This is a genomic window from Pseudomonas sp. NFPP28 (assembly GCF_900115535.1).
Taxonomy (GTDB): domain Bacteria; phylum Pseudomonadota; class Gammaproteobacteria; order Pseudomonadales; family Pseudomonadaceae; genus Aquipseudomonas; species Aquipseudomonas extremorientalis.
The window spans coordinates 257,564-277,922 of record NZ_FOWT01000007.1; the positions used below are offsets into that span (position 1 = coordinate 257,564).

The 20,359-nt window shown below is 61.5% G+C and carries 13 protein-coding genes; 5 read left to right on the plus strand and 8 right to left on the minus strand.

The annotated features are described in order from the left end of the window. Positions 1-5: 5 nt before the first annotated feature. Entirely contained in the window at positions 6-2,117 is a 2,112-nt protein-coding gene (locus BM110_RS19610; RefSeq protein WP_093514022.1) for a TonB-dependent receptor, read from the plus strand. Positions 2,118-2,238: 121 nt separating this feature from the next. Here the strand turns inward: BM110_RS19610 and BM110_RS19615 are convergent, their stop codons facing one another. The 8 genes from BM110_RS19615 to BM110_RS19650 form a co-directional block, all read right to left on the minus strand. Continuing rightward, the gene (locus tag BM110_RS19615) at positions 2,239-2,784 is read right to left on the minus strand and encodes a DUF2058 domain-containing protein (RefSeq protein ID WP_028617375.1); all 546 of its coding nucleotides are present in this window, start codon (positions 2,782-2,784) and stop codon (positions 2,239-2,241) included. Between the two features lie 25 nt (positions 2,785-2,809). Further along, positions 2,810-3,643 (minus strand): nucleoside triphosphate pyrophosphohydrolase, encoded by an 834-nt coding sequence (gene mazG / locus BM110_RS19620; protein WP_092242930.1) that lies wholly within the window; start codon positions 3,641-3,643, stop codon positions 2,810-2,812. After that, on the minus strand, positions 3,643-5,886 hold the full coding sequence (relA, locus tag BM110_RS19625) for a GTP diphosphokinase (RefSeq protein WP_071491326.1): 2,244 nt from the start codon (positions 5,884-5,886) through the stop codon (positions 3,643-3,645). The genes mazG and relA overlap by 1 nt, the downstream gene beginning before the upstream one ends. Positions 5,887-6,007: 121 nt before the next feature. Continuing rightward, positions 6,008-7,360 (minus strand): 23S rRNA (uracil(1939)-C(5))-methyltransferase RlmD, encoded by a 1,353-nt coding sequence (gene rlmD / locus BM110_RS19630; RefSeq protein WP_071491327.1) that lies wholly within the window; start codon positions 7,358-7,360, stop codon positions 6,008-6,010. Continuing rightward, a complete protein-coding gene (cysM, locus tag BM110_RS19635) occupies positions 7,360-8,262 on the minus strand; it encodes a cysteine synthase CysM (RefSeq protein WP_058425337.1) in 903 nt (300 codons plus the stop codon). The genes rlmD and cysM overlap by 1 nt, the downstream gene beginning before the upstream one ends. Before the next feature lie 108 nt (positions 8,263-8,370). Continuing rightward, on the minus strand, positions 8,371-14,256 hold the full coding sequence (locus BM110_RS19640; RefSeq protein WP_093514023.1) for an NEL-type E3 ubiquitin ligase domain-containing protein: 5,886 nt from the start codon (positions 14,254-14,256) through the stop codon (positions 8,371-8,373). A gap of 71 nt (positions 14,257-14,327) precedes the next feature. Next, positions 14,328-14,918 carry a tRNA-uridine aminocarboxypropyltransferase gene (locus BM110_RS19645; RefSeq protein WP_092242918.1) on the minus strand — a complete coding sequence of 197 codons (591 nt, stop codon included), beginning with the start codon at positions 14,916-14,918 and terminating at the stop codon, positions 14,328-14,330. A 5-nt stretch (positions 14,919-14,923) separates the two neighbouring features. Then, entirely contained in the window at positions 14,924-15,817 is an 894-nt protein-coding gene (locus BM110_RS19650) for a LysR family transcriptional regulator (RefSeq protein WP_017134867.1), read from the minus strand. A gap of 186 nt (positions 15,818-16,003) precedes the next feature. On the opposite strand from BM110_RS19650, the gene speB reads away from it, so the two are divergent. The 4 genes from speB to BM110_RS19670 are packed head-to-tail and all read left to right on the plus strand — an operon-like array spanning position 16,004 to position 20,327. Then, entirely contained in the window at positions 16,004-16,954 is a 951-nt protein-coding gene (gene speB, locus BM110_RS19655; RefSeq protein ID WP_093514024.1) for an agmatinase, read from the plus strand. Further along, complete coding sequence (locus BM110_RS19660) at positions 16,954-17,376, plus strand: YybH family protein (RefSeq protein WP_092242915.1); 423 nt, start codon at positions 16,954-16,956, stop codon at positions 17,374-17,376. The genes speB and BM110_RS19660 overlap by 1 nt, the downstream gene beginning before the upstream one ends. Before the next feature lie 21 nt (positions 17,377-17,397). Further along, positions 17,398-18,909, plus strand: coding sequence for a purine-cytosine permease family protein (locus BM110_RS19665; RefSeq protein WP_092242912.1), 1,512 nt, complete (start codon positions 17,398-17,400; stop codon positions 18,907-18,909). Positions 18,910-18,944: 35 nt separating this feature from the next. Beyond that, positions 18,945-20,327, plus strand: a complete 1,383-nt coding sequence (locus BM110_RS19670; RefSeq protein ID WP_092242910.1) for a sodium:solute symporter family protein — start codon at positions 18,945-18,947, stop codon at positions 20,325-20,327. Positions 20,328-20,359: the final 32 nt, after the last annotated feature.

Sequence of the window (20,359 nt, forward strand, 5' to 3'; positions counted from 1 at the left end):
AGATCATGAGAAAGTCGCAATGGGCAGCGCTGCTGCCACTGATGGGATCGATAAGCGCACCGGCCTGGGCCGATCAGTCCGAGGCCGAGCCCACCAACCTGCAATTGCAGGCCACCGTCGTCTCGGCCACGCGCAGTGAAACCAGCATTGCCGCGATTCCAGGCTCCGTACAGGTCATCGACGAAACCCAGATCCGCCAGCAAACAGCCGCGGGGCGCCGGGTTGCGGATATTCTCGGGCAATTGGTGCCAGGCATTGCCCCTTCCAGCGGTGGCATGAGCAACTTCGGCCAGACCCTGCGCGGACGCAATACGCTGATCCTGATCGACGGCGTGTCCCAGAACGCAACACGCGACAACTTCCGCCAGCTCAACAGCGTTGCGCCGGAAAGCATCGAGCGCATCGAAGTGATCTCCGGAGCGAGCAGCGTTTATGGCGCGGGCGCCTCAGGCGGCATCATCAATATCATCACCAAGCGTAACCAAGGTGAAGACCTCGCTTTTAGCAGCAAGATCGGCATGACCAGCGGCAATAACTTCAGTCACAAGGGCTTTGCCTACGAGGCGTTCCAAAGCGCTACTGGGCGCAAGGGCCCGCTGGACTGGTACGTATCGGCGAACGGCGTGCAGCGCAACGACCAGTTCGACGGCAACGGCAAGCGCATTCCCCAGGACACGTCCCAGGGCAGCAACATGGATACCCAGACCTACGACCTGCAAGGTCGCTTCGGCTACACGCTGGATGACGACAAGAAGATCAGCCTGTCCCTGCAAGATTACAAAGACGAACAGGACACCCGTTACACCAAGAACCCACGCATCACCAACACCGCCGTTGCGGTCAAAGGCCTGGACCTGGACGATCAACCGTTCACACACAACCAGGCGGTCAACCTCAACTACTCCGACAAAGCGTTCTTCGGACAGGGCTTGCAGGTCGAAAGCTACTGGCGCCGGGCCGACGCGCTGTTTTTCCCCGACCTGTCCCGCGGCCGCGCAGGGGTTTCCGACAACAACAGCGTGCAGGACGTCTATGGCGTGCGCGCAGCCATCGACACGCAAATGCCGGATATCGGCCCGGCGACCGGCAATCTGGTCTGGGGCGCTGACTATGATCACGAAACCTCACGCCAGCGCGGCGACCAGTACCGAGTCAATGGCCTGACCTACACCAAGACCGGCACCACGTTCGAGATGGGGCCGGACATCACCACTACCACCAAGGCGATTTTTGGCCAACTGTCCTACGACATCGACGACTGGACCTTGCGTGGCGGTGTGCGCCGCGAGTGGATCGAGAGCCGGATCGACGACAGCATTGCCTATGGCGAAATCGTTCAGACCGGTAACCGCGCTACCCTGCCGGGTGGCACCCTCAAATATGACGACACCCTCTATAACCTCGGGGCGGTGTATCACCTGAGCGAAAACCAGGATGTATTCGTCAACTACAGCCAGGGCTTTTCCCTGCCGGACATCCAACGTTTCCTGCGGGACGTCAACAGCCAGTACGACATTCAGAAGCTCAATGCCCAAGCCCTCAAGGTCGACAGCTATGAGCTGGGCTGGCGTGGCAACTGGGACAAATGGCTGGCCAACGTCACGGCGTATGAAAACACTTCGGATGTCACCCAGTTCTATGACGCCAATGATCGCGTGCTGCGCCTGGTCAACCAGAAAGAACGCGTGCGCGGCATTGAAACCAGCCTGACGTACAACGTCACTGACCAGTGGTCGGTCGGCGGTACTTACGCGTATGCCAAAGGCGAGACCCGCCAAAACGGCAAATGGATCGACTTGCCGGCCACGCGCATCTCCCCCGCCAAGACCACCGCCTTTGTCGGCTATGACCACGACGACTACAGCCTGCGCCTGCAAGCCATGCGCCTGGCCGACTATGACGCCGCGTTCAAGGATAACAATGGCCGCGATATCCAGGGCTACACCCTGGTCGACCTGCTGGGTTCGGTACGCTTGCCTGTGGGTCGCCTGGAGGGGGCGATCTACAACCTCAGCAACCGCAATTACCAGAACATGTTTGCCCAGGCCAACGCGCGAGCACCGTACCCGAATGCCGAAGGTCGGACCTTCAGCGTGAGTTATGCCGTGGACTGGTAACACGCGGCGTTGAAAGCACAAACCCCGCCTTTTGAGCGGGGTTTGTGTTTTGGGGCCGCTTCGCGGCCCAACGCGGGGCAAGCCCGCTCACCACAGGCAAGCCCGCTCAAGGCTTACAGACTTACCACATCAGATCATCCGGGATCTGGTAAGCGGCGTAGGGATCATCTTCATCCGGCACCTGGCTTTCGGTAAGGATATTGAGCTGCACGATACGCTCCGGTGCGCGCTCCTGAATCTTCAGCGCCGCTTCACGCGGGATCACCTCATAACCGCCACCGTGGTGCACGATCGCCAGGGAGCCGTTGCTCAGCTTGTTGCGCATCAGCGTGTTGACCGACAGGCGCTTGACCTTCTTGTCGTCCACGAAGTTGTAGTAGTCCTCGGTGGTCAGCTTGGGCAGGCGCGAGGTCTCGATCAGTTGCTTGACCTGGGCCGTGCGGGCCTTGGCCTCGGCTTTTTCCTGCTGCTGGCGGTTCAGTTCCTGGTCGCGCTTGACCTTCTCGGCGTGCGCCTCGGCCGCCAGACGGGCCTGGGTGTCGTCGGCCTCGATCTGGCCTTTATGGACCAGGCGCTGCTGTTTCTGTTTCTCTTTGCCGACCTGCTTGGCCTGCTTTTGATTGACCAGACCTGCTTTGAGCAACTGGTCGCGAAGGGAAAGGCTCATGGTGCTTACTCACTTAGGCAACTGCTCAACCGCAGCTGGACACATTCTTTTCCTGACGTTTGGCTTCGCCCCACAGGGCGTCCAACTCTTCGAGGGTGCAATCTTCTATGGGACGGCGGGTATCGCGCAATGCCTGTTCGATAAATCGGAAGCGTCGTTCGAACTTGGCATTGGCGCCCCGTAGCGCAGTTTCCGGGTCGACCTTGAGGTGACGGGCCAGGTTGACCGCCGCAAACAGCAGGTCGCCAACCTCATCGGCAATCGCCGCCGGGTCGTTATCGGCCATGGCTTCGAGCACTTCATCCAGCTCTTCGCGCACGTTATCCACCACCGGCAAGGCGCAGGGCCAGTCGAACCCGACCTGGCTGGCGCGCTTTTGCAATTTGGCGGCACGGGAAAGGGACGGCAACGCGGTGGGTACATCGTCCAGCAGGGAAAGCTGCTCCGGCGCGTCGGACTTCTGCGCACGTTCCTCGGCCTTGATCTGCTCCCAGCGTTCCTTGACCTGTTCTTCGCTCAACTGCGGGATATCCAGCGGCGCATACAGGTCGCCGGTGGGGAACACATGGGGATGGCGACGGATCAGCTTGCGCGTGATGCTGTCGATCACCCCGGCAAATTCGAAGCGCCCTTCTTCCCGCGCCAACTGGCTGTAGTACACCACCTGGAACAACAGGTCACCCAACTCACCTTGCAGATGATCGAAGTCGCCGCGCTCGATGGCGTCGGCGACTTCATAGGCCTCCTCCAACGTGTGCGGGACGATGGTGGCGTAGGTTTGCCTGATGTCCCACGGGCACCCGTATTGCGGGTCCCGCAGGCGATTCATCAGGTGCAGCAGGTCTTCGAGCGTATACATCATGGGGTACGGTTACGCCGCGTCTCGATGATATTCGGCAACTGGGAAATCCTCCCCAGCAACCGTCCCAGTGCGTCCAGTCCCGGAATCTCGATGGTCAGGGACATCAGCGCGGTGTTGTCCTCTTTGTTCGAGCGCGTGTTGACCGCCAGCACGTTGATCCGCTCATTGAGCAGCACCTGCGACACGTCACGCAGCAACCCGGAACGGTCGTAGGCACGGATGACGATGTCCACCGGGTAAGTGAGCACCGGCACCGGCCCCCAGCTGACCTGGATGATCCGCTCCGGCTCACGCCCGCCCAGTTGCAGCACCGAGGCGCAATCCTGGCGGTGAATGCTTACACCGCGGCCCTGGGTGATATAGCCGACGATGGCATCCCCCGGCAGCGGCTGGCAGCAGCCGGCGATTTGAGTCATCAGGTTGCCCACGCCCTGGATCTGGATATCGCCACGCTTGCCAGGCTTGTAGCCGGTGGCCTTGCGCGGGATCAGTTCCAGCTGTTCGCTGCCGCGTTCCGGCTCGACCAGTTGCTGGGCCAGGTTGACCAGTTGGGCCAGGCGCAGATCGCCGGCACCGAGGGCGGCGAACATGTCTTCGGCGATCTTCATGTTGGCCTTTTCGGCCAGCTTGTCGAAGTCCACCTGAGGCAGGCCCAGCCGTGCCAGTTCGCGCTCGAGCAAGGTTTTACCGGCAGCGACGTTCTGGTCGCGCGCCTGCAGTTTGAACCAGTGGACGATCTTCGCCCGCGCCCGCGACGTGGTGATGTAGCCCAGGTTCGGGTTCAGCCAGTCGCGGCTCGGCGTACCGTGCTTGCTGGTGATGATCTCGACCTGTTCACCGGTCTGCAGGCTGTAGTTGAGCGGCACAATGCGCCCGTTGATCTTGGCGCCCCGGCAGTTGTGGCCGATCTCGGTGTGCACGCGGTAGGCGAAGTCCAGCGGCGTGGCACCCTTGGGCAGGTCGATGGCGTGGCCGTCGGGGGTGAAGATGTAGACCCGGTCCGGCTCGATATCCACGCGCAGCTGTTCGGCCAGGCCGCCGATGTCGCCGAGTTCTTCGTGCCATTCCAACACCTGGCGCAGCCAGGAGATTTTCTCTTCGTACTGGTTGGACCCGGCCTTGACGTCGGTGCCCTTGTAGCGCCAGTGCGCGCATACCCCAAGTTCCGCCTCTTCGTGCATGGCGTGGGTGCGGATCTGCACTTCCAGCACCTTGCCCTCGGGGCCGATCACCGCCGTGTGCAACGAACGATAGCCGTTTTCCTTGGGGTTGGCGATGTAGTCGTCGAACTCCTTGGGAATGTGCCGCCACAGGGTGTGGACGATCCCCAGCGCGGTATAGCAGTCGCGCATTTCCGGCACCAGCACGCGCACCGCACGCACGTCGTAGATCTGGCTGAAGGCCAGGCCCTTGCGCTGCATTTTGCGCCAGATGGAATAGATGTGTTTGGCGCGGCCGCTGATGTCGGCTTCGACGCCAGTGGCCTGCAACTCGGAGCGCAGCTGGTTCATCACATCGGTAATGAAGCGCTCACGGTCCAGCCGCCGCTCATGCAGCAACGTGGCAATCTGTTTGTATTGATCGGGTTCGAGGTAGCGGAAGGACAAGTCCTCCAGCTCCCACTTGATATGGCCGATGCCCAGGCGATGCGCCAACGGCGCATAGATGTCGAAGACTTCGCGGGCAACACGGTTGCGTTTTTCGTCGTCGGCGGTCTTCACCGCACGGATCGCGCAGGTACGCTCGGCCAGCTTGATCAGGGCGACGCGCACGTCATCGACCATCGCCACCAGCATCTTGCGCAGGTTCTCGACCTGGCCCTGGGTGCCCAGCACCATGGACTGGCGCGGGCTCAGGCTGGCACTGATCGCCGCCATGCGCAGCACGCCGTCGATCAGCTTGGCCACCACGGTGCCGAAACGCTGGCTGACGGTGGGCAACGGGATATGCCCTTCACGCACGCCGCGATAGAGCACGGCGGCGATCAACGAATCCTGGTCCAGCTTGAGATCGGCGAGGATCTCAGCGATTTCCAACCCGGTGCGAAAGCTGGAAGTGCCTTCGGCCCATAGGTTCTTGGCCGCATTGTCTTGCTGCTCAGACTCACGAGCGAACTCGCAGGCTGCTTTCAAGGCTTCACGGTCCAGTGCCGGATCGACACTGATGGCATGGTCCAGCCATGCCTCGAGATTGATACTGCCGTCGGTGTTGATCGGCTGGTGTGCTCTCACCTGTACCATCTTGCTTACCTTCCCTACGACGCACCTTCGATGCGCCAAAATCATCGCCGACGTTTACTGCGGACTCCCTGGCAGATCAAAGGCCCTGGAGAACGCAGGCCAGTCGGATTAAACAGGCATCCTAGCCCGCTTCAAATAACGCCATGGCCTCGACATGCGCGGTTTGCGGAAACATGTCGAGGATCCCGGCACGTTTTAGCCGGTAGCCTTGCCTGACCAACTCAACCGTGTCCCGCGCCAGCGTGGCCGGGTTGCAGGACACATACACCAGACGCTTGGCGCCCAAGGTCGCAAGCTTGCGCACAACCTCCAGGGCACCGTCACGGGGTGGGTCCAAGAGTACCGCAGAAAAGCCCTGTTTGGCCCATTCTGCGTCAATCAAAGGCTGGGACAAATCGGCTTGAAAAAACTGCGCATTGTGCAAATCGTTGCTGACGGCATTCACGGCCGCCCGGTCCACCATGGTCTGCACACCTTCCACCGCCACCACTTCGCGTACCTGGCGCGCCAGTGGCAAGGCAAAATTGCCCAGGCCACAAAACAGGTCCAACACCCGTTCGTCGGGTTGTGGCGCCAGCCATTCCAGGGCCTGGGCAACCATCGCGGCATTGACGCCGGCGTTGACCTGCACAAAGTCGCCTGGCCGGTAAGCCAGTTCCAGATTCCACTGTTCCAGTGGAAAGCCCAACACAGCATCGGTGTCAACCGGCGCCGGCTGGCCCTCGCCCTGCAGCCACAACTGCGCCTCATGGAAAGCGCAGAATTCGTTCAATACCTGCAGGTCCGCTTCGGACAGCGGCGCCATATGCCGCAGCAACACCGCAATGGACGTACCGCTGAACAATTCCACATGCCCCAGGGCCTGCGGTTTGCTCAGGCGGCGCAGCATGTTCGGCAGGCGCTGCATGATCGGTTGCAAGGCCTGTACCAGCACCGGGCAGTCATCGATGGCGACGATGTCCTGGCTGGCCACGGCGCGAAAACCGACGTCCAGGTGTTTCGCCTTGGCATCCCAACGCACGGCCACGCGGGCGCGGCGACGGTAGCCGAATTCCGGCCCGCTCAACGGTGCGGCCCACTCTTGCGGTTCCACGCCCGCCACGCGGGACAGTTGCTCGGCGAGCATGCGCTGTTTCAGGGCAAGCTGTTCGGCATGGGGCAAATGCTGCACGCTGCAACCGCCGCAACGGCCAACGTGCGCGCACGGCGCCGGGCGGCGCAGCTCGCTGGCCTTGAAGACGCGCTCGGTGCGCGCCTCGACGATTTTGCCGTGGGCACCCAGCACCCGCGCTTCGACTTCTTCGCCGGCCAGCGCGCCGTTCACAAACCAGGTGCGCCCTTCGAAGAACACGATGCCACGGCCGTCATTGGCCAGGCGCTCGATGGTCAGGCGTTGTTTCTTGCCCACCGGAATCTGCGGGGCCCGGCTGCCGCCCGTCGGTTGGAAGCGCAGGCCTCTCTCGTGCCTGGCCATCAGTTGGGTTCGTCGAAGATGCCGGTCGACAGGTAGCGGTCGCCTCGGTCACAGATGATCGCGACGATCACCGCGTTTTCCACCTCCTTGGACAGGCGCAACATACCGGCCACGGCGCCGCCGGAGGATACGCCGCAGAAGATGCCTTCTTCACGGGCCAGGCGGCGGGTGGTGTCTTCGGCCTCGCGCTGGGCCATGTCGATGATGCGGTCCACGCGCGTGGCGTTGTAGATCTTCGGCAGATACTCTTCGGGCCAGCGGCGGATACCCGGGATGGCCGCGCCTTCCATCGGTTGCAGGCCAACGATCTGGATCGCCGGGTTCTGCTCCTTGAGGTAGCGCGAGTTGCCCATGATGGTGCCGGTGGTGCCCATGGAGCTGACGAAATGGGTGATGGTGCCCTGGGTCTGGCGCCAGATTTCCGGGCCGGTGCTGGTGTAGTGCGCCTCGGGGTTGTCGCCATTGGCGAACTGGTCAAGCACCAGGCCACGGCCTTCGGCGGCCATGCGCTCGGCGAGGTCGCGCGCGCCCTCCATGCCTTCTTCCTGGGTGACCAGCACCAACTGCGCGCCATAGGCAGTCATCGCCGCCTTGCGCTCGGCACTGCCGTTGTCGGGCATGATCAGGATCATCTTGTAGCCCTTGATCGCAGCGGCCATGGCCAGGGCAATCCCGGTGTTACCCGACGTCGCTTCGATCAGGGTGTCGCCAGGCTTGATCTGCCCGCGCAACTCGGCGCGGGTGATCATCGACAGCGCCGGCCGGTCCTTCACGGAACCGGCCGGGTTGTTCCCTTCGAGCTTGAGCAGCAGGGTATTGCTGGTTTCACCCGCCATGCGTTGCAAGCGGACCAGGGGCGTGTTGCCGACGCAATCGGCGATTGTAGGGTACTGCAAGGTCATGGCGTATTCGCAATCCAGACTGCGGGGCGCACATCATACCGGGAAAGCCTGGCGGGCCATATCACGCAAAGTGCGGTGCTTATTGCGTTAGGGTATAAGCATGAAGAATCATCCGATCACGAACGCTGTCCATTCCTGGTGGGTAAAGTCCCGAATCCGCTTGTTTTCGGCTGATGCCCTCGCGTCCCGCACGCCATTGAGACGATTCACGTACTGCCCTTCACTGATCAAGCCGCTCGCCAGTTGTTGATCAGCAACCTCCAATAGTTTCTGGAAACGGCGGAGCTTGAATTCGAGATCTGCGGCATATTTATGTTGAATAAAATGCACCCAGAAAGGCTCTTTCTGTAACAACTCAGGCCAGTTCGTTCCCGTCTCATTATTCAGTACCGCCGTGCGCACGGTATTGACTGAACGGGCATCCGGCACAGCCGCCTCAAAACGCTGGGGGAGTACTTGCGGCAAATTCAGGCTCGATGCCAGGGCGATGCGATAACTCAGGACCCGCGTGCAAGCGAATGCCATGCCCTGGGGCTCAAAGTGCCTAGAAAGATACTGATCTATGTATTCAAGGCGACGCAGTGCACGGTAGTAATGCAACAGATTTGGCCCGGCCGTTTGGACGCCGGCATCGAGTATCCGTAAGGGAGCTATTTGCAACTCAAGTTGATGCAAGCACAACAGGCAACCATCAATCCCTCCGCGAAGGGTGCGATAACACGGTAAGTAAGCAATTCGCTCCATGCCCTCATGGGACATCGCATCGTCAATCACCCCCCAGACTCGGTGAGAAATGATCTCCCTCATCATACGGTGGTGAGGGTCAATGAACTGCGGGTATTCGGCAATGCTTGCCAGCAACTCAAAGAAATAATCCGCCATTGGCTGGTTTTGCAAGTACGCCCAATCGAGTTGGCGCGCTTGTACTTCTCCAGGAGGGAGCAGCGCCAACCAGCGGTCGGGACGCCGATCAAAAGGAACCGTCGGCTCCCATAGTCCGAAATCAACACCGGGAGGTCCCCGACGCTCGCCCACTCGGCGTAACAACTGTCGCGCCTCGGCGGAAAGCGGATTACCTCTCAAGTTCATTCCCTGATGGACTTCGGGATAAATGAACAGGTCCGTCTCGGCCAGGTCCTGTATTTGATTGTCACGCAGGTCAAAGCTGCCCAACGTGGAGAGACTCACGGCACCGCGCGGCAATTGGTTCAACGCGCAATTGCGCAGGTTCAGCTCCCGCAGGTTCGTCAACCTATACACGTTCAAGCGTCGTCCTTGCCCAAGTGGGTTTCCCGACAAATCAAGGCTTCTGAGTTCCGTCAGCTCAGCCAGTCGTTCCTCGTCCACATAGTTGAACCGCAGGTGGTTGTTCGACAGATTGAGCACTGCCAGGCGTGCGTGGAGGTCCAGATTGGGAAGATGCGTGAGTTGGTTACCATTGAGATAAAGAACACGCAGCGCCGGAAAGTTGAAAAGAAAGCGCTCCGGCAACTCCGTCAATCGGTTGTTTCTCACACTCAGCATAGTCACATGACCAAAGTGCGCGCGCAGGGTCGGCAAGCTTGCCAAATCCAGATCGTCCAGGTTGAGCTTCTCGGCCACTCCCGGCGTGACAGCTTCCTTGGCCCAGCAACGCTGAATTCGCTCAACCGCCAACGCCCGTGATCGGGCCGATGCGCTGTCCGGCTGGGCTGTCGACGCCTGATCCCGCCACGCTTGCAAATCCCTGTACAGCTGATCTCGCTCTTTGACTTGCTTGGTGATCATCTCTTCACGCATAGCGACCGTGTCACCCGCCTCCGCTAGCATCGCCCACACCTCGGCGTCCGTTTTAGAAGGGTACAACTCACGCATACGTGAGATCTGTTCACGCTCTGTCGGCCCGAATTCGGTTCCACCACTGAGTGGATAGCCTTTGCGACCATTGATCAGGCGGGGTGGCGCGAGCCTCGATGGCATTGGCCGCATGTTGAGTGTCGCTTGGATTCCCGACCAATCCTGCCCCAGGCGGGCGCCCATCTCTGCGCGCAACTCCTCCAGCGCGCCGGGGTGGGTGTAGCCCAACGCCTGCCGCTCGGCCAGAGGCAGTGCGTTGAGCAAGGCCTCCAGGAAGGGCGCGCGCGCGCCCATTGCCTGCAAGCTGCCATCCGCCCGTTGGACGTAGGCCAGGTACTGCCCGACGCTCGGTTTCAAGACCCGCCGAAGGTCAGCATCATCGGGACCGACGCTGTCGATCACGCGGCGGGCGTCCCAGAGTTCAACCCGCAGCGATGCTGGCCACCCCTTCAGACCAGCCAGCTCATGGAGGATCAACCGAGAACTGTCGTCATTCGCCAACGGCGACAGGTGCACGCCTTCCAGGGCGCCACAGACCCGCAACCAACGGGACCACCACCGCGCCTCTTGCGCCAAGGTGTGCGGTACGCGCCCCTCCCGGAGGCGCTCCAACTCAGACGCAGAAGCATGTTGCACCCAGTCCTGCGCAATCCCCACGGTCAATCCAGGGAACTGACGCACTATCACCTGTACCGAAGGGTCATCGGACCGCTGGTTCTTGCGGCGCAGCACATCGAAAAACTGCGCATGCATCTGCAGTTTGTCCATGTGCACCTTGCTCTCCAGGGTCGTGACCTGATCTTCACGCGCAACACCCGCCCGACCGACCAGCGCATCAGCCGCGTCAGGGGTTATTTCGTCAAGCACCTGGACGATAAACTCCGCACCTTGTTCCAGCCCGTCCTTGACCCGTTCAAAGATATTCAAGCGCTCGAATGCCTCCACCAGCAGCACCGGCGGCGGTTCGCTGCGCACATGCACCTTGCGCAGTATGTCCGGGGTCACGCCGCTGATCTGCTGAACCTTGTCGATGGCATCCGGGGCCAATGCGCGAAACCTGGGCCCCAGGCGGTAAAAAGGTTGTTGCCCGTCCCAGGTCAGCGGGTTCTCCCATTCATGGCGCCAGGCGCCCGCGCCGTTATGGCTCAATACCGGCGCATACGCGTCGTCCAGGGCAGGATGGCGGATACGCCAGGGTTGGGTCTGATCCGCTTGGGTCACTTTGAAATATTGACTGTCGATGAACAAATAGCGGTCCGACGCCAAACGGTACAAACCCATCGCATCAGGCTCGGAGGCCATACGCGTGGCGTCGACGTCGCTCGCGTACTGTGTGATCTCGCGCAGCACCGGGTAAAACGTGCCTTGCGGTGCACGATTGCGCAGCATGGCCTGGGCCACTTGATGACGAAACCCGGTGATGGCTGCCGGCATATCGGCGCCGAACCTGGCACGATCATGATCGGAGAGTTGGCTCAGCATTACCCGGAAAAACGCATCCGCGCCGCCCTGCTGCACACCGGCACTCTGTCTACACGGATCGTAGGGCGAAAATTCTCCCTCGCCATGGTCGAGGACCAACACGGCATATCTGTCACGGTCCAGGGGCACATAGGTTGGAGGGCCGACAATCAGGCGTTTGCCAAGAGTGCCCAAGGCACTGCGGGCGAACGCCTGGACCCACGCCTGAGTTTGCGGGTCAAACCGGCGGCGGTGGTAGATCCGGTCAATGAGTGCCTCGGCGCGCGCCATCTGCGCGGCGGCCTTGAGCCCATCGTACAGTCCCTCGGGTTGTTGTCCGACCTCAAGCAGACGGGCTTGCTGATCGGGCGACAGCGGATGCTGATCCAGCACCTCCAGCAATCTCGGCAGGCTGACGTCGGGATGCAAAGCGCGCAGCACCTCGATCACCTCGGGCACCGGGTAGTCATGCCCAACGCTGTCGGGCAACCACTTGCGCACGGACACCGACGCGCGTGTAGCGGCCGAACGATGGATATCGGCAAACCGGGTCAGGGCTTCGAACAGATCGAACCGCGACGCCTGGGCCTGGGCTGCCAGTTGCCGACGAACGGCCTGTTCGCCGGCGGAAAAACTTGACGGTAAAAGCTGTACCACCGCGTGGGACAGGTGCGCGGTGATGCGCTGCGGTGTCGAATAGCCAAACCGGTGGTTCTCCAGGGCGGTGACCGTGATCACGACCGTCGTGGGCCGGGCCGTATCCCTGCTGTAGCGTCGCAACTCCTGGCCTTGCGCATTCACGATTCTCAACGCTGTATCCAGCGGCCACGCCGGCAGCTGGGTCAGCAAAGGGCCCAGGACTTCGAACGCCCCCATGGGCACTGGCCGGTTGGAATCGACCAAGCCGGCCACCCAGTCAATCATCCGATCGGCGTTGAACCGATGCGCCGCTTCCACCAGAGAGGCTGATGGGCGCTCGCCTGCCCAGACACGCTCCAGTTGCTCTCGTGATGTGCCGCTGGTTTCCAGCACGGCCTGCAGCTCATGCGCAGGCGCCTGGGAGGGCAGCAGCATGCGCTCAAGCAACTGGGGGCTACTCAGCCCCGTACTGTCCTTGATGCTGGCGGCGGGTATTTGCGAGAGGCGTTGATACAAGGCTTGATGGCGCCGCCTTACACTGAACGCCAGGCGGCTATGCAGCCGCCCGCTGATCAACAGGTCGGCCAAGTCGGAAAAAGCCAGGACCAGTTCGCCAGCATGCCCCTCGAGCACGCTGGAAATACCGTTGAGCACCCCCTCACCGAGCGCCGCGAACAACGCGACTGCCCGCACACGCGCCAAACCCTTGAGCGGCCCGGGTACCGGCATCAGCAATAGCTCCAGCACCTCACTGATAACGGTGCGAGCGATACCGGCAAGGGTCGTCAGAAATCCCGGTTTTTCGTTGGCCAGGCCCTTCAGGTTGGCGCCAATGCGCGCCAGATGGAGATCACCCAAACTGACCGGCGGTGCTTTGGTCACGACCTTGCGGGTATAGCCGGTCCGGTCCTCCAGACGAGACTCGAACACCTTAAGAAACAAATCCTGTAATGCCTCGGCAAAAGGACTGAGTCCGGTTTCGCGCGTGGCGCCTCGTCTGAGTCTGGTCAAGCGCTCGCTGTCGGGCTGTGACATGACCCCGTACAACCACGCCACCCTGCCCTGCCGGTAGAAAGCACTGAAGGCCACATAAAACTCCTGGCAGGCTTCCCGGTGGTTGTCGAAATGGCGCAGATCGCCCCCGCCCGGCCGACGGGGAAAGTAACTGAAGGCGCCTTTGCAACCGTTAACGGAAAACACCAGGTGGGGGATGTTCAGGCTGTCCCCCGGCGGCCTGCTGAGTATTTGCCCGGTGTTACCGATGAATTGAGGCACCCAACCGATGTTGTCCTTGCCATCGGGGATGAACAGCTGCATTTCCTCGCAGCGCCCCCACTCCTCGTCCTGATCCAGTGCTTGTTTGATATGCCGGTATTTTTCCCGGTCGATTCGGGTGGTGTTCGAGTCTCTCAGGGCTTCAATCAGGGCGAACTCAAACTCCAGCCGCCCCAGGCTCACAATCGCCTGGCCCAACGGCTTGGCCTTGTCCAGGCTGTCGTCGAGCAGGGTTCTGAGTTGGCCACCGAGATTGAGTTCGCGCACCAATGCGATGAAACTCTCGGGGCTGAGGTCGATACTGAGCCCGCTGGACGTTGCCACGCCGTCATGGCCGGGGTAATCCCAACCCGTCAGGCCGTCATAGTTCATGCAGGCGGCGTCCCACAGCGAAAGCCGGACGACCTTGGGCTCATTGAAGCGGTCGTAGGAATAGGTGGTGGTGATGTGCTGGGCCTTGGGATCAACGACATGGCCGGTGAGGTCTTTGAGGCCCGTTCGCAAACGCTCCAGACTCTGGTGTTCAAAGTTTGTGACGAATTGACGAATGTTTCGTTCGACCTGCGCCTGGGCCTCGATCAAGGCCCGTTGCAGGCGTACATATTCTTGCTGGCCATCGTCATCCAGCCCGGCCATGAACGCGGCGAATTTCTCCTGCAAGGCGTCCACGGTTTGCAGGGTCGCCCACTCGTCGCCTGAGACCAGGGGCAGCCTCGCTCGCTGCTGCGTCATGAACGTGGCCAACGGGTCTTCCTGCTGTTGTGTCGCTAACGGCTCAATCATTTCACACTCCTTGAAATGATCAGCCTATCCACTACTTGTCGACGGCTCCGGTAGCTATGTAGCGCGTTGATTCAGCCATGGTTCTTCTCGAAGACCGCTGCGCCCATCGCTGCAATCTGCCGCTCGATCAGTGCGTCGAACGGGCGCAGCAATGGCTCGAAGGAGGCGGGGGCTTCCAATACTTGCAGGGCCTGCGCAATCGCTTCGACGGTGGACAATGCACCGGGCCCGGGCGCCTTGCGCAATCGATAGCGTGATACGGCATCGCCCATCAAGGTCACTCGCGGCAACGCCGCCAGCAAAGGGTTGAGGTACAGCAATTTGCGCGCCTTGCGCCAGGTGCCGTCGGGAACCACCAGCAACATCGGCTGTTCGTCCGGCGCATAGCGTTGCAAGGGTTGCGCATCGTCCGACGGAAACAACAGCCGCGCCTGATAACCGGGTGGGTTCAACAATGTCGCCAGATCGTCGAACACCTCCCCCACCACCAATTGCGCATTGTTCAAGCCCAGCGCGGCCAGCCTTGCGGTATTCAGCGCGTGGTTGACCTCACTCGGGTGCTGCAACAGCAACACGCGGGTGCGGCTTTCCAGGCTGGGGATCAACGGGCACAGGCAGTGGGTGGCAGGCCTGAGACAACGGGAGCATTGGGATCTGGACATGATTTTCAGGCCTGGTTGAGCTGGGCTTTGAGGAGGTCGCGAAAGGTCTGGATCAGCGGTTCACGGCTGCGACCACGGCGCATGATCATCGAAAACGGCGCCTGGTAGCCGAAGGTCGCCGGCAGCAACACACGTAAATCACCCTTGTCGGCCCAGGCCTGGGCATAGTGTTCGGGCAAGTACCCGATATAGGCACCGGACAACACCAGGATCAGTTGCGCCTCCATACTTTCCACTGTCGCCGCGCTGTGCTTGAAGCCATGGCGCGCCAGTTCGGCCTGGCTCCAGTAGCCGCGTCCGACCATGCGTTGCTGGGTAATCACTTGTTCCGGGATACGTCGTTCATTGAATAAAGGATGCCGGGTGCTGCAATACAGCCAGTGCTGTTCGCGGTACAGCGGCATGTAGATCAGCCCGCTCATGCGGTTGGAGAAGGCACCGATGGCCAGGTCCAGGCGGTTGTCCTGCACGCCCAGTTGCAGCTCGTAGGGGCTCATCACCGATAAGTGCAAATGCACCGCCGGGTGCTCCAGGCTGTAGGCGCCTATCACCTCGGCGAACGGCAGCGCCTTGTCGCTGACGGTGGAATCGAGCACGCCGAGCTTGAGGGTGCCGCGCAACTCGCCCTTCAACGCGGCAGCATATTGCTCGAAGCCTTCCAGCTCACCGAGCAGGCGCAGGGTTTCCTGATGGAACAGCTCGCCCTTGCTGGTGAGGCTGAACCCGCCGCGGCCGCGATGGCACAGCACCAGGCCCAATGCCGATTCCAGCTGGCTCATGTAGGTGCTGATGGCCGAGGTGGACAGGTTGAGTTCGTGCTGGGCATTGGCGAACCCCTGGTGACGCACGACGCTGACGAAGATGCGCAGGAGTTTCAGGTCGGGCAAGGCGTTGGCCATGGGCGGCTCCAGAGGCACACAAAATCCTGTGGGAGGGGGCTTGCCCCCTCCCACATTTAAACGCAGTTTACCCCAGGCATTAGTTTAGAAAAATCTGAACTAAGTATTTGCCCCTGCCGATTCTTTCGTTTCCCTGTATTTCGCAGAATCGACCCCTAATAAACAAAACAACGATGAGGCACTCCCGTGGACAAGATTTTCCACCAACCACTGGGCGGCAACGAAATGCCGCGCTTTGCCGGCATCGCCACCATGATGCGACTTCCCCACCTGCAAACCGCCAAGGGCCTGGACGCTGCCTTCATCGGCGTGCCCCTGGACATCGGCACCTCGCTGCGCGCCGGCACCCGCTTCGGGCCGCGTGAAATCCGTGCCGAATCGGTGATGATCCGCCCGTACAACATGGCCACCGGCGCCGCACCGTTCGACTCGCTGTCGGTGGCGGACATCGGCGACGTGGCGATCAACACCTTCAACCTGCTCGACGCCGTGCGCATCATCGAAGAAGCCTACGACGAGATCCTCGAACACGACGTGATCCCGATGACCCTGGGTGGCGACCACACCATCACCCTGCCGATCCTGCGGGCGATCCACAAGAAACACGGCAAGGTCGGGCTGGTGCATATCGATGCCCACGCCGATGTGAACGACCATATGTTCGGCGAGAAAATCGCCCACGGCACCACCTTCCGCCGCGCCGTGGAAGAAGGCTTGCTGGACTGCGACCGTGTGGTGCAGATCGGCCTGCGCGCCCAGGGCTACACCGCCGAAGACTTCAACTGGAGCCGCAAACAGGGTTTCCGCGTGGTCCAGGCCGAAGAATGCTGGCACCACTCCCTCGCACCGCTGATGGCCGAAGTGCGTGAAAAGGTCGGCGGCGGCCCGGTGTACCTGAGCTTCGACATCGACGGCATCGACCCGGCCTGGGCTCCGGGCACCGGCACCCCGGAAATCGGCGGGCTGACCACCATCCAGGCCATCGAGATCATCCGTGGCTGCCAGGGCCTCGACCTGATTGGTTGTGATCTGGTAGAAGTTTCGCCGCCCTACGACACCACCGGCAACACCTCGTTGCTGGGTGCCAACCTGCTGTACGAAATGCTCTGCGTATTGCCGGGCGTGGCGTACCGCTGATGAGCACGCACGAGGTGCTGCAAGCCGCCGCCGAGCTGGTGGCGGCCTTCGCCCGCAATGATCGCGCCGCCTACTTCGGCGCGTTCACGGCGGATGCCAGCTTTGTGTTCTACACCCTCCCCCAGCCGCTGCTCAGCCGCGATGCCTACCAGGCGTTGTGGGACAGCTGGCGTCGGGACGAGGGGTTCGAAGTGCTGTCGTGCACGTCGAGCAACGCCGTGGTCAGCCTGCAGGGCGACGTGGCGATATTTATCCATGACGTGGCCACCGAGCTGCGCATGAACGGGGAGCAATTCAAAAGCCAGGAACGCGAGACCATTGTCTTCACACGGCAAGGATCTGGCGCACAACAAAAACAAGGCCTGTGGCTGGCCTGTCACGAACATTTGTCCGCTATGCCGGAAGGGCTGCCGCCCCCTTAGCCAATGTGATCGGAGCTGATCATGAATAATAAAAACAACGATAAAAGTATTCGAAAAATAGAAACCAACGGGGTCGAGCAGATCCCGGACCACGAACGTACCGCCGGCCCCAAGGATCTGTTCCGACTGATCTTCGGCGGTGCCAATACCTTTGCCACCGCCGTGCTGGGCTCCTTTCCCGTGCTGTTTGGCCTGTCATTCCAGGCCGGCGTCTGGGCGATTGTGCTGGGCGTGCTGGTGGGTGCGCTGATCCTGGCGCCCATGGGCCTGTTCGGGCCGATCAATGGCACCAACAACGCCGTGTCTTCCGGTGCGCATTTTGGTGTGCACGGGCGGATCGTCGGCTCGTTTCTGTCGCTGCTGACGGCGATTGCCTTCTTCTCACTGTCGGTGTGGAGTTCGGGTGATGCGCTGGTGGGCGGTGCGAAACGTCTGATCGGCCTACCGGAAACCGACCTGACCCTGGGGCTGGCCTACGGGGTGTTCGCCATTCTGGTGCTGACGGTGTGCATCTACGGCTTTCGCTTCATGCTGTGGGTCAACCGCATTGCGGTGTGGGCGGCGAGCCTGTTGTTCCTGCTGGGTATCTTCGCCTTCGCGCCGGCTTTCGACAGCCACTTCGCAGGCTCCGTCGCGCTGGGGCAGACCGGCTTCTGGGCCGCCTTCATCGGCGCCGCGCTGGTCGCCATGAGCAACCCGATTTCCTTCGGCGCGTTCCTCGGCGACTGGTCGCGCTACATCCCGCGTGAAACGCCGAAAATGCACATCATGCTGGCGGTGGTCCTGGCACAAATCGCGACGTTGATCCCGTTCCTGTTCGGCCTGGCCACCGCGACCATCGTGGCGATCAAGGCACCGGACTACATCGCGGCGAATAACTACGTCGGCGGTTTGCTTGCAGTGGCACCGACCTGGTTCTTCCTGCCGGTGTGCCTGATTGCGGTGATCGGCGGCATGTCCACCGGCACCACCTCGCTGTATGGCACCGGGTTGGACATGTCCAGTGTGTTCCCGCGCCTGCTGTCACGGGTCAAGGCCACCTTGCTGATTGGGGTGATGTCGATTGCCTTCATCTTTATCGGACGTTTCGCCGCCAACCTGGTGCAGAGCGTGTCGACCTTCGCCGTGCTGATCATTACCTGCACCACGCCGTGGATGGTGATGATGATCATCGGCCTGATCGTGCGTCGCGGCTTTTACTGCCCGGATGACTTGCAGGTGTTCACCCGTGGAGAAACCGGCGGTCGCTACTGGTTCAGCCATGGCTGGAACTGGCGCGGGCTGGGGGCGTGGATTCCGAGTGCGCTGGTGGGTCTGTGCTTCGTCAACCTGCCGGGGCAGTTTGTCGGGCCGCTGGGCAACCTGGCCGACGGCATCGATATCAGCCTGCCGGTGACGCTGGGACTGGCCTCGGTGGTGTACCTGACCTTGCTGCGTGTGTTCCCGGAACCGGCGGCCGTCTACGGGCCCGCCGACCCTCGCAGCAAGCGCACGGATGCGCGCGTTAAACCGGCGCTGCAACCCGCCGCCTGATCGCCCATAAAAAAGATAATCGGAGAACCGCCGTCATGGCTTTGGATTTATTCGTCGTACTCATCTACGCCGCCGGCATGCTCGTGCTCGGCTACTACGGCATGCGCCGCGCCAAGACCCACGAAGACTACCTGGTGGCCGGGCGCAACCTGGGCCCGTCGCTGTACATGGGCACCATGGCCGCCACGGTATTGGGCGGTGCGTCCACCGTCGGCACCGTGCGCCTGGGTTATGTGCATGGCATTTCCGGCTTCTGGCTGTGTGCCGCGCTGGGCATGGGCATCATTGCGCTGAACCTGTTCCTGGCCAAGCCGCTGTTGAAGCTGAAGATCTTCACCGTGACCCAGGTCCTGGAAAAACGCTACAACCCCATGGCCCGCCAGGCCAGCGCTGTGATTATGCTGGCTTATGCACTGATGATCGGCGTGACGTCGATCCTGGCCATCGGCACTGTGTTGCAGGTGTTGTTCGGCTTGCCGTTCTGGATCTCGGTGCTGCTCGGCGGTGGCGTGGTGGTGGTGTACTCGACCATCGGCGGCATGTGGTCGCTGACCCTGACCGACATCGTGCAGTTCGTGATCAAGACCGTCGGCCTGATGTTTATCCTGCTGCCGATCTGCCTGTACCGCGTCGGCGGCTGGGATGAGTTGGTCGCGAAGCTGCCGGCGTCGAGCTTCAGCTTCACCGCCATCGGCTGGGACACGATCATCACCTACTTCATGATCTACTTCTTCGGCATCCTGATCGGCCAGGACATCTGGCAGCGGGTGTTCACCGCCCGTGATGAAAAGGTCGCCCAGTACGCCGGCACCTTCGCCGGTTTCTACTGCATCCTCTACGGCCTGGCCTGTGCGCTGATCGGTATGGCCGCGCACGTGCTGATCCCGGACCTGGACAACGTCAACAATGCGTTTGCCGCTATCGTGAAAGCCTCGCTGCCAGATGGCATCCGTGGCCTGGTGATTGCCGCGGCACTGGCGGCGATGATGTCCACCGCCAGCGCCGGCCTGCTCGCTGCCTCCACCGTACTGACCGAAGACCTGCTGCCGCGCCTGCGTGGCGGCAAACAGTCGAGCCTGGCCGTCAACCGCCTGTTCACGATGCTGACAGGTGTTGCCGTGCTGGGCATCGCACTGGTAGTCAGCGATGTGATCAGCGCCCTGACCCTGGCCTATAACCTGCTGGTGGGCGGCATGTTGATCCCGCTGATCGGCGCGATCTTCTGGAAGCGCGCCACCACCTCCGGGGCAATTACTTCCATGACGCTGGGCTTTGTGACCGCGCTGGTATTCATGATCAAGGATGGGCTGGATGCGAACACGCCGATCTATTACAGCCTGGCGGTGGGGCTGGTGAGCTTTGTGGTGGTGAGTGTGTTGTCGCGTCGGCCAGAGGGCGTGGCGGCCAGCGCGGTTTGAGAGACAGCGGGGTTTAGAGGGGTTTCTTCAGC

Bases quoted from the DNA above. Each gene is read 5' to 3' on its own strand.
- BM110_RS19610 (WP_093514022.1), top strand. From the start codon at position 6: ATGAGAAAGTCGCAATGGGCAGCGCTGCTGCCACTGATGGGATCGATA.
- BM110_RS19615 (WP_028617375.1), bottom strand. From the start codon at position 2,784: ATGAGCCTTTCCCTTCGCGACCAGTTGCTCAAAGCAGGTCTGGTCAAT.
- mazG (WP_092242930.1), bottom strand. From the start codon at position 3,643: ATGTATACGCTCGAAGACCTGCTGCACCTGATGAATCGCCTGCGGGAC.
- relA (WP_071491326.1), bottom strand. From the start codon at position 5,886: ATGGTACAGGTGAGAGCACACCAGCCGATCAACACCGACGGCAGTATC.
- rlmD (WP_071491327.1), bottom strand. From the start codon at position 7,360: ATGGCCAGGCACGAGAGAGGCCTGCGCTTCCAACCGACGGGCGGCAGC.
- cysM (WP_058425337.1), bottom strand. From the start codon at position 8,262: ATGACCTTGCAGTACCCTACAATCGCCGATTGCGTCGGCAACACGCCC.
- BM110_RS19640 (WP_093514023.1), bottom strand. From the start codon at position 14,256: ATGATTGAGCCGTTAGCGACACAACAGCAGGAAGACCCGTTGGCCACG.
- BM110_RS19645 (WP_092242918.1), bottom strand. From the start codon at position 14,918: ATGTCCAGATCCCAATGCTCCCGTTGTCTCAGGCCTGCCACCCACTGC.
- BM110_RS19650 (WP_017134867.1), bottom strand. From the start codon at position 15,817: ATGGCCAACGCCTTGCCCGACCTGAAACTCCTGCGCATCTTCGTCAGC.
- BM110_RS19660 (WP_092242915.1), top strand. From the start codon at position 16,954: ATGAGCACGCACGAGGTGCTGCAAGCCGCCGCCGAGCTGGTGGCGGCC.
- BM110_RS19665 (WP_092242912.1), top strand. From the start codon at position 17,398: ATGAATAATAAAAACAACGATAAAAGTATTCGAAAAATAGAAACCAAC.
- BM110_RS19670 (WP_092242910.1), top strand. From the start codon at position 18,945: ATGGCTTTGGATTTATTCGTCGTACTCATCTACGCCGCCGGCATGCTC.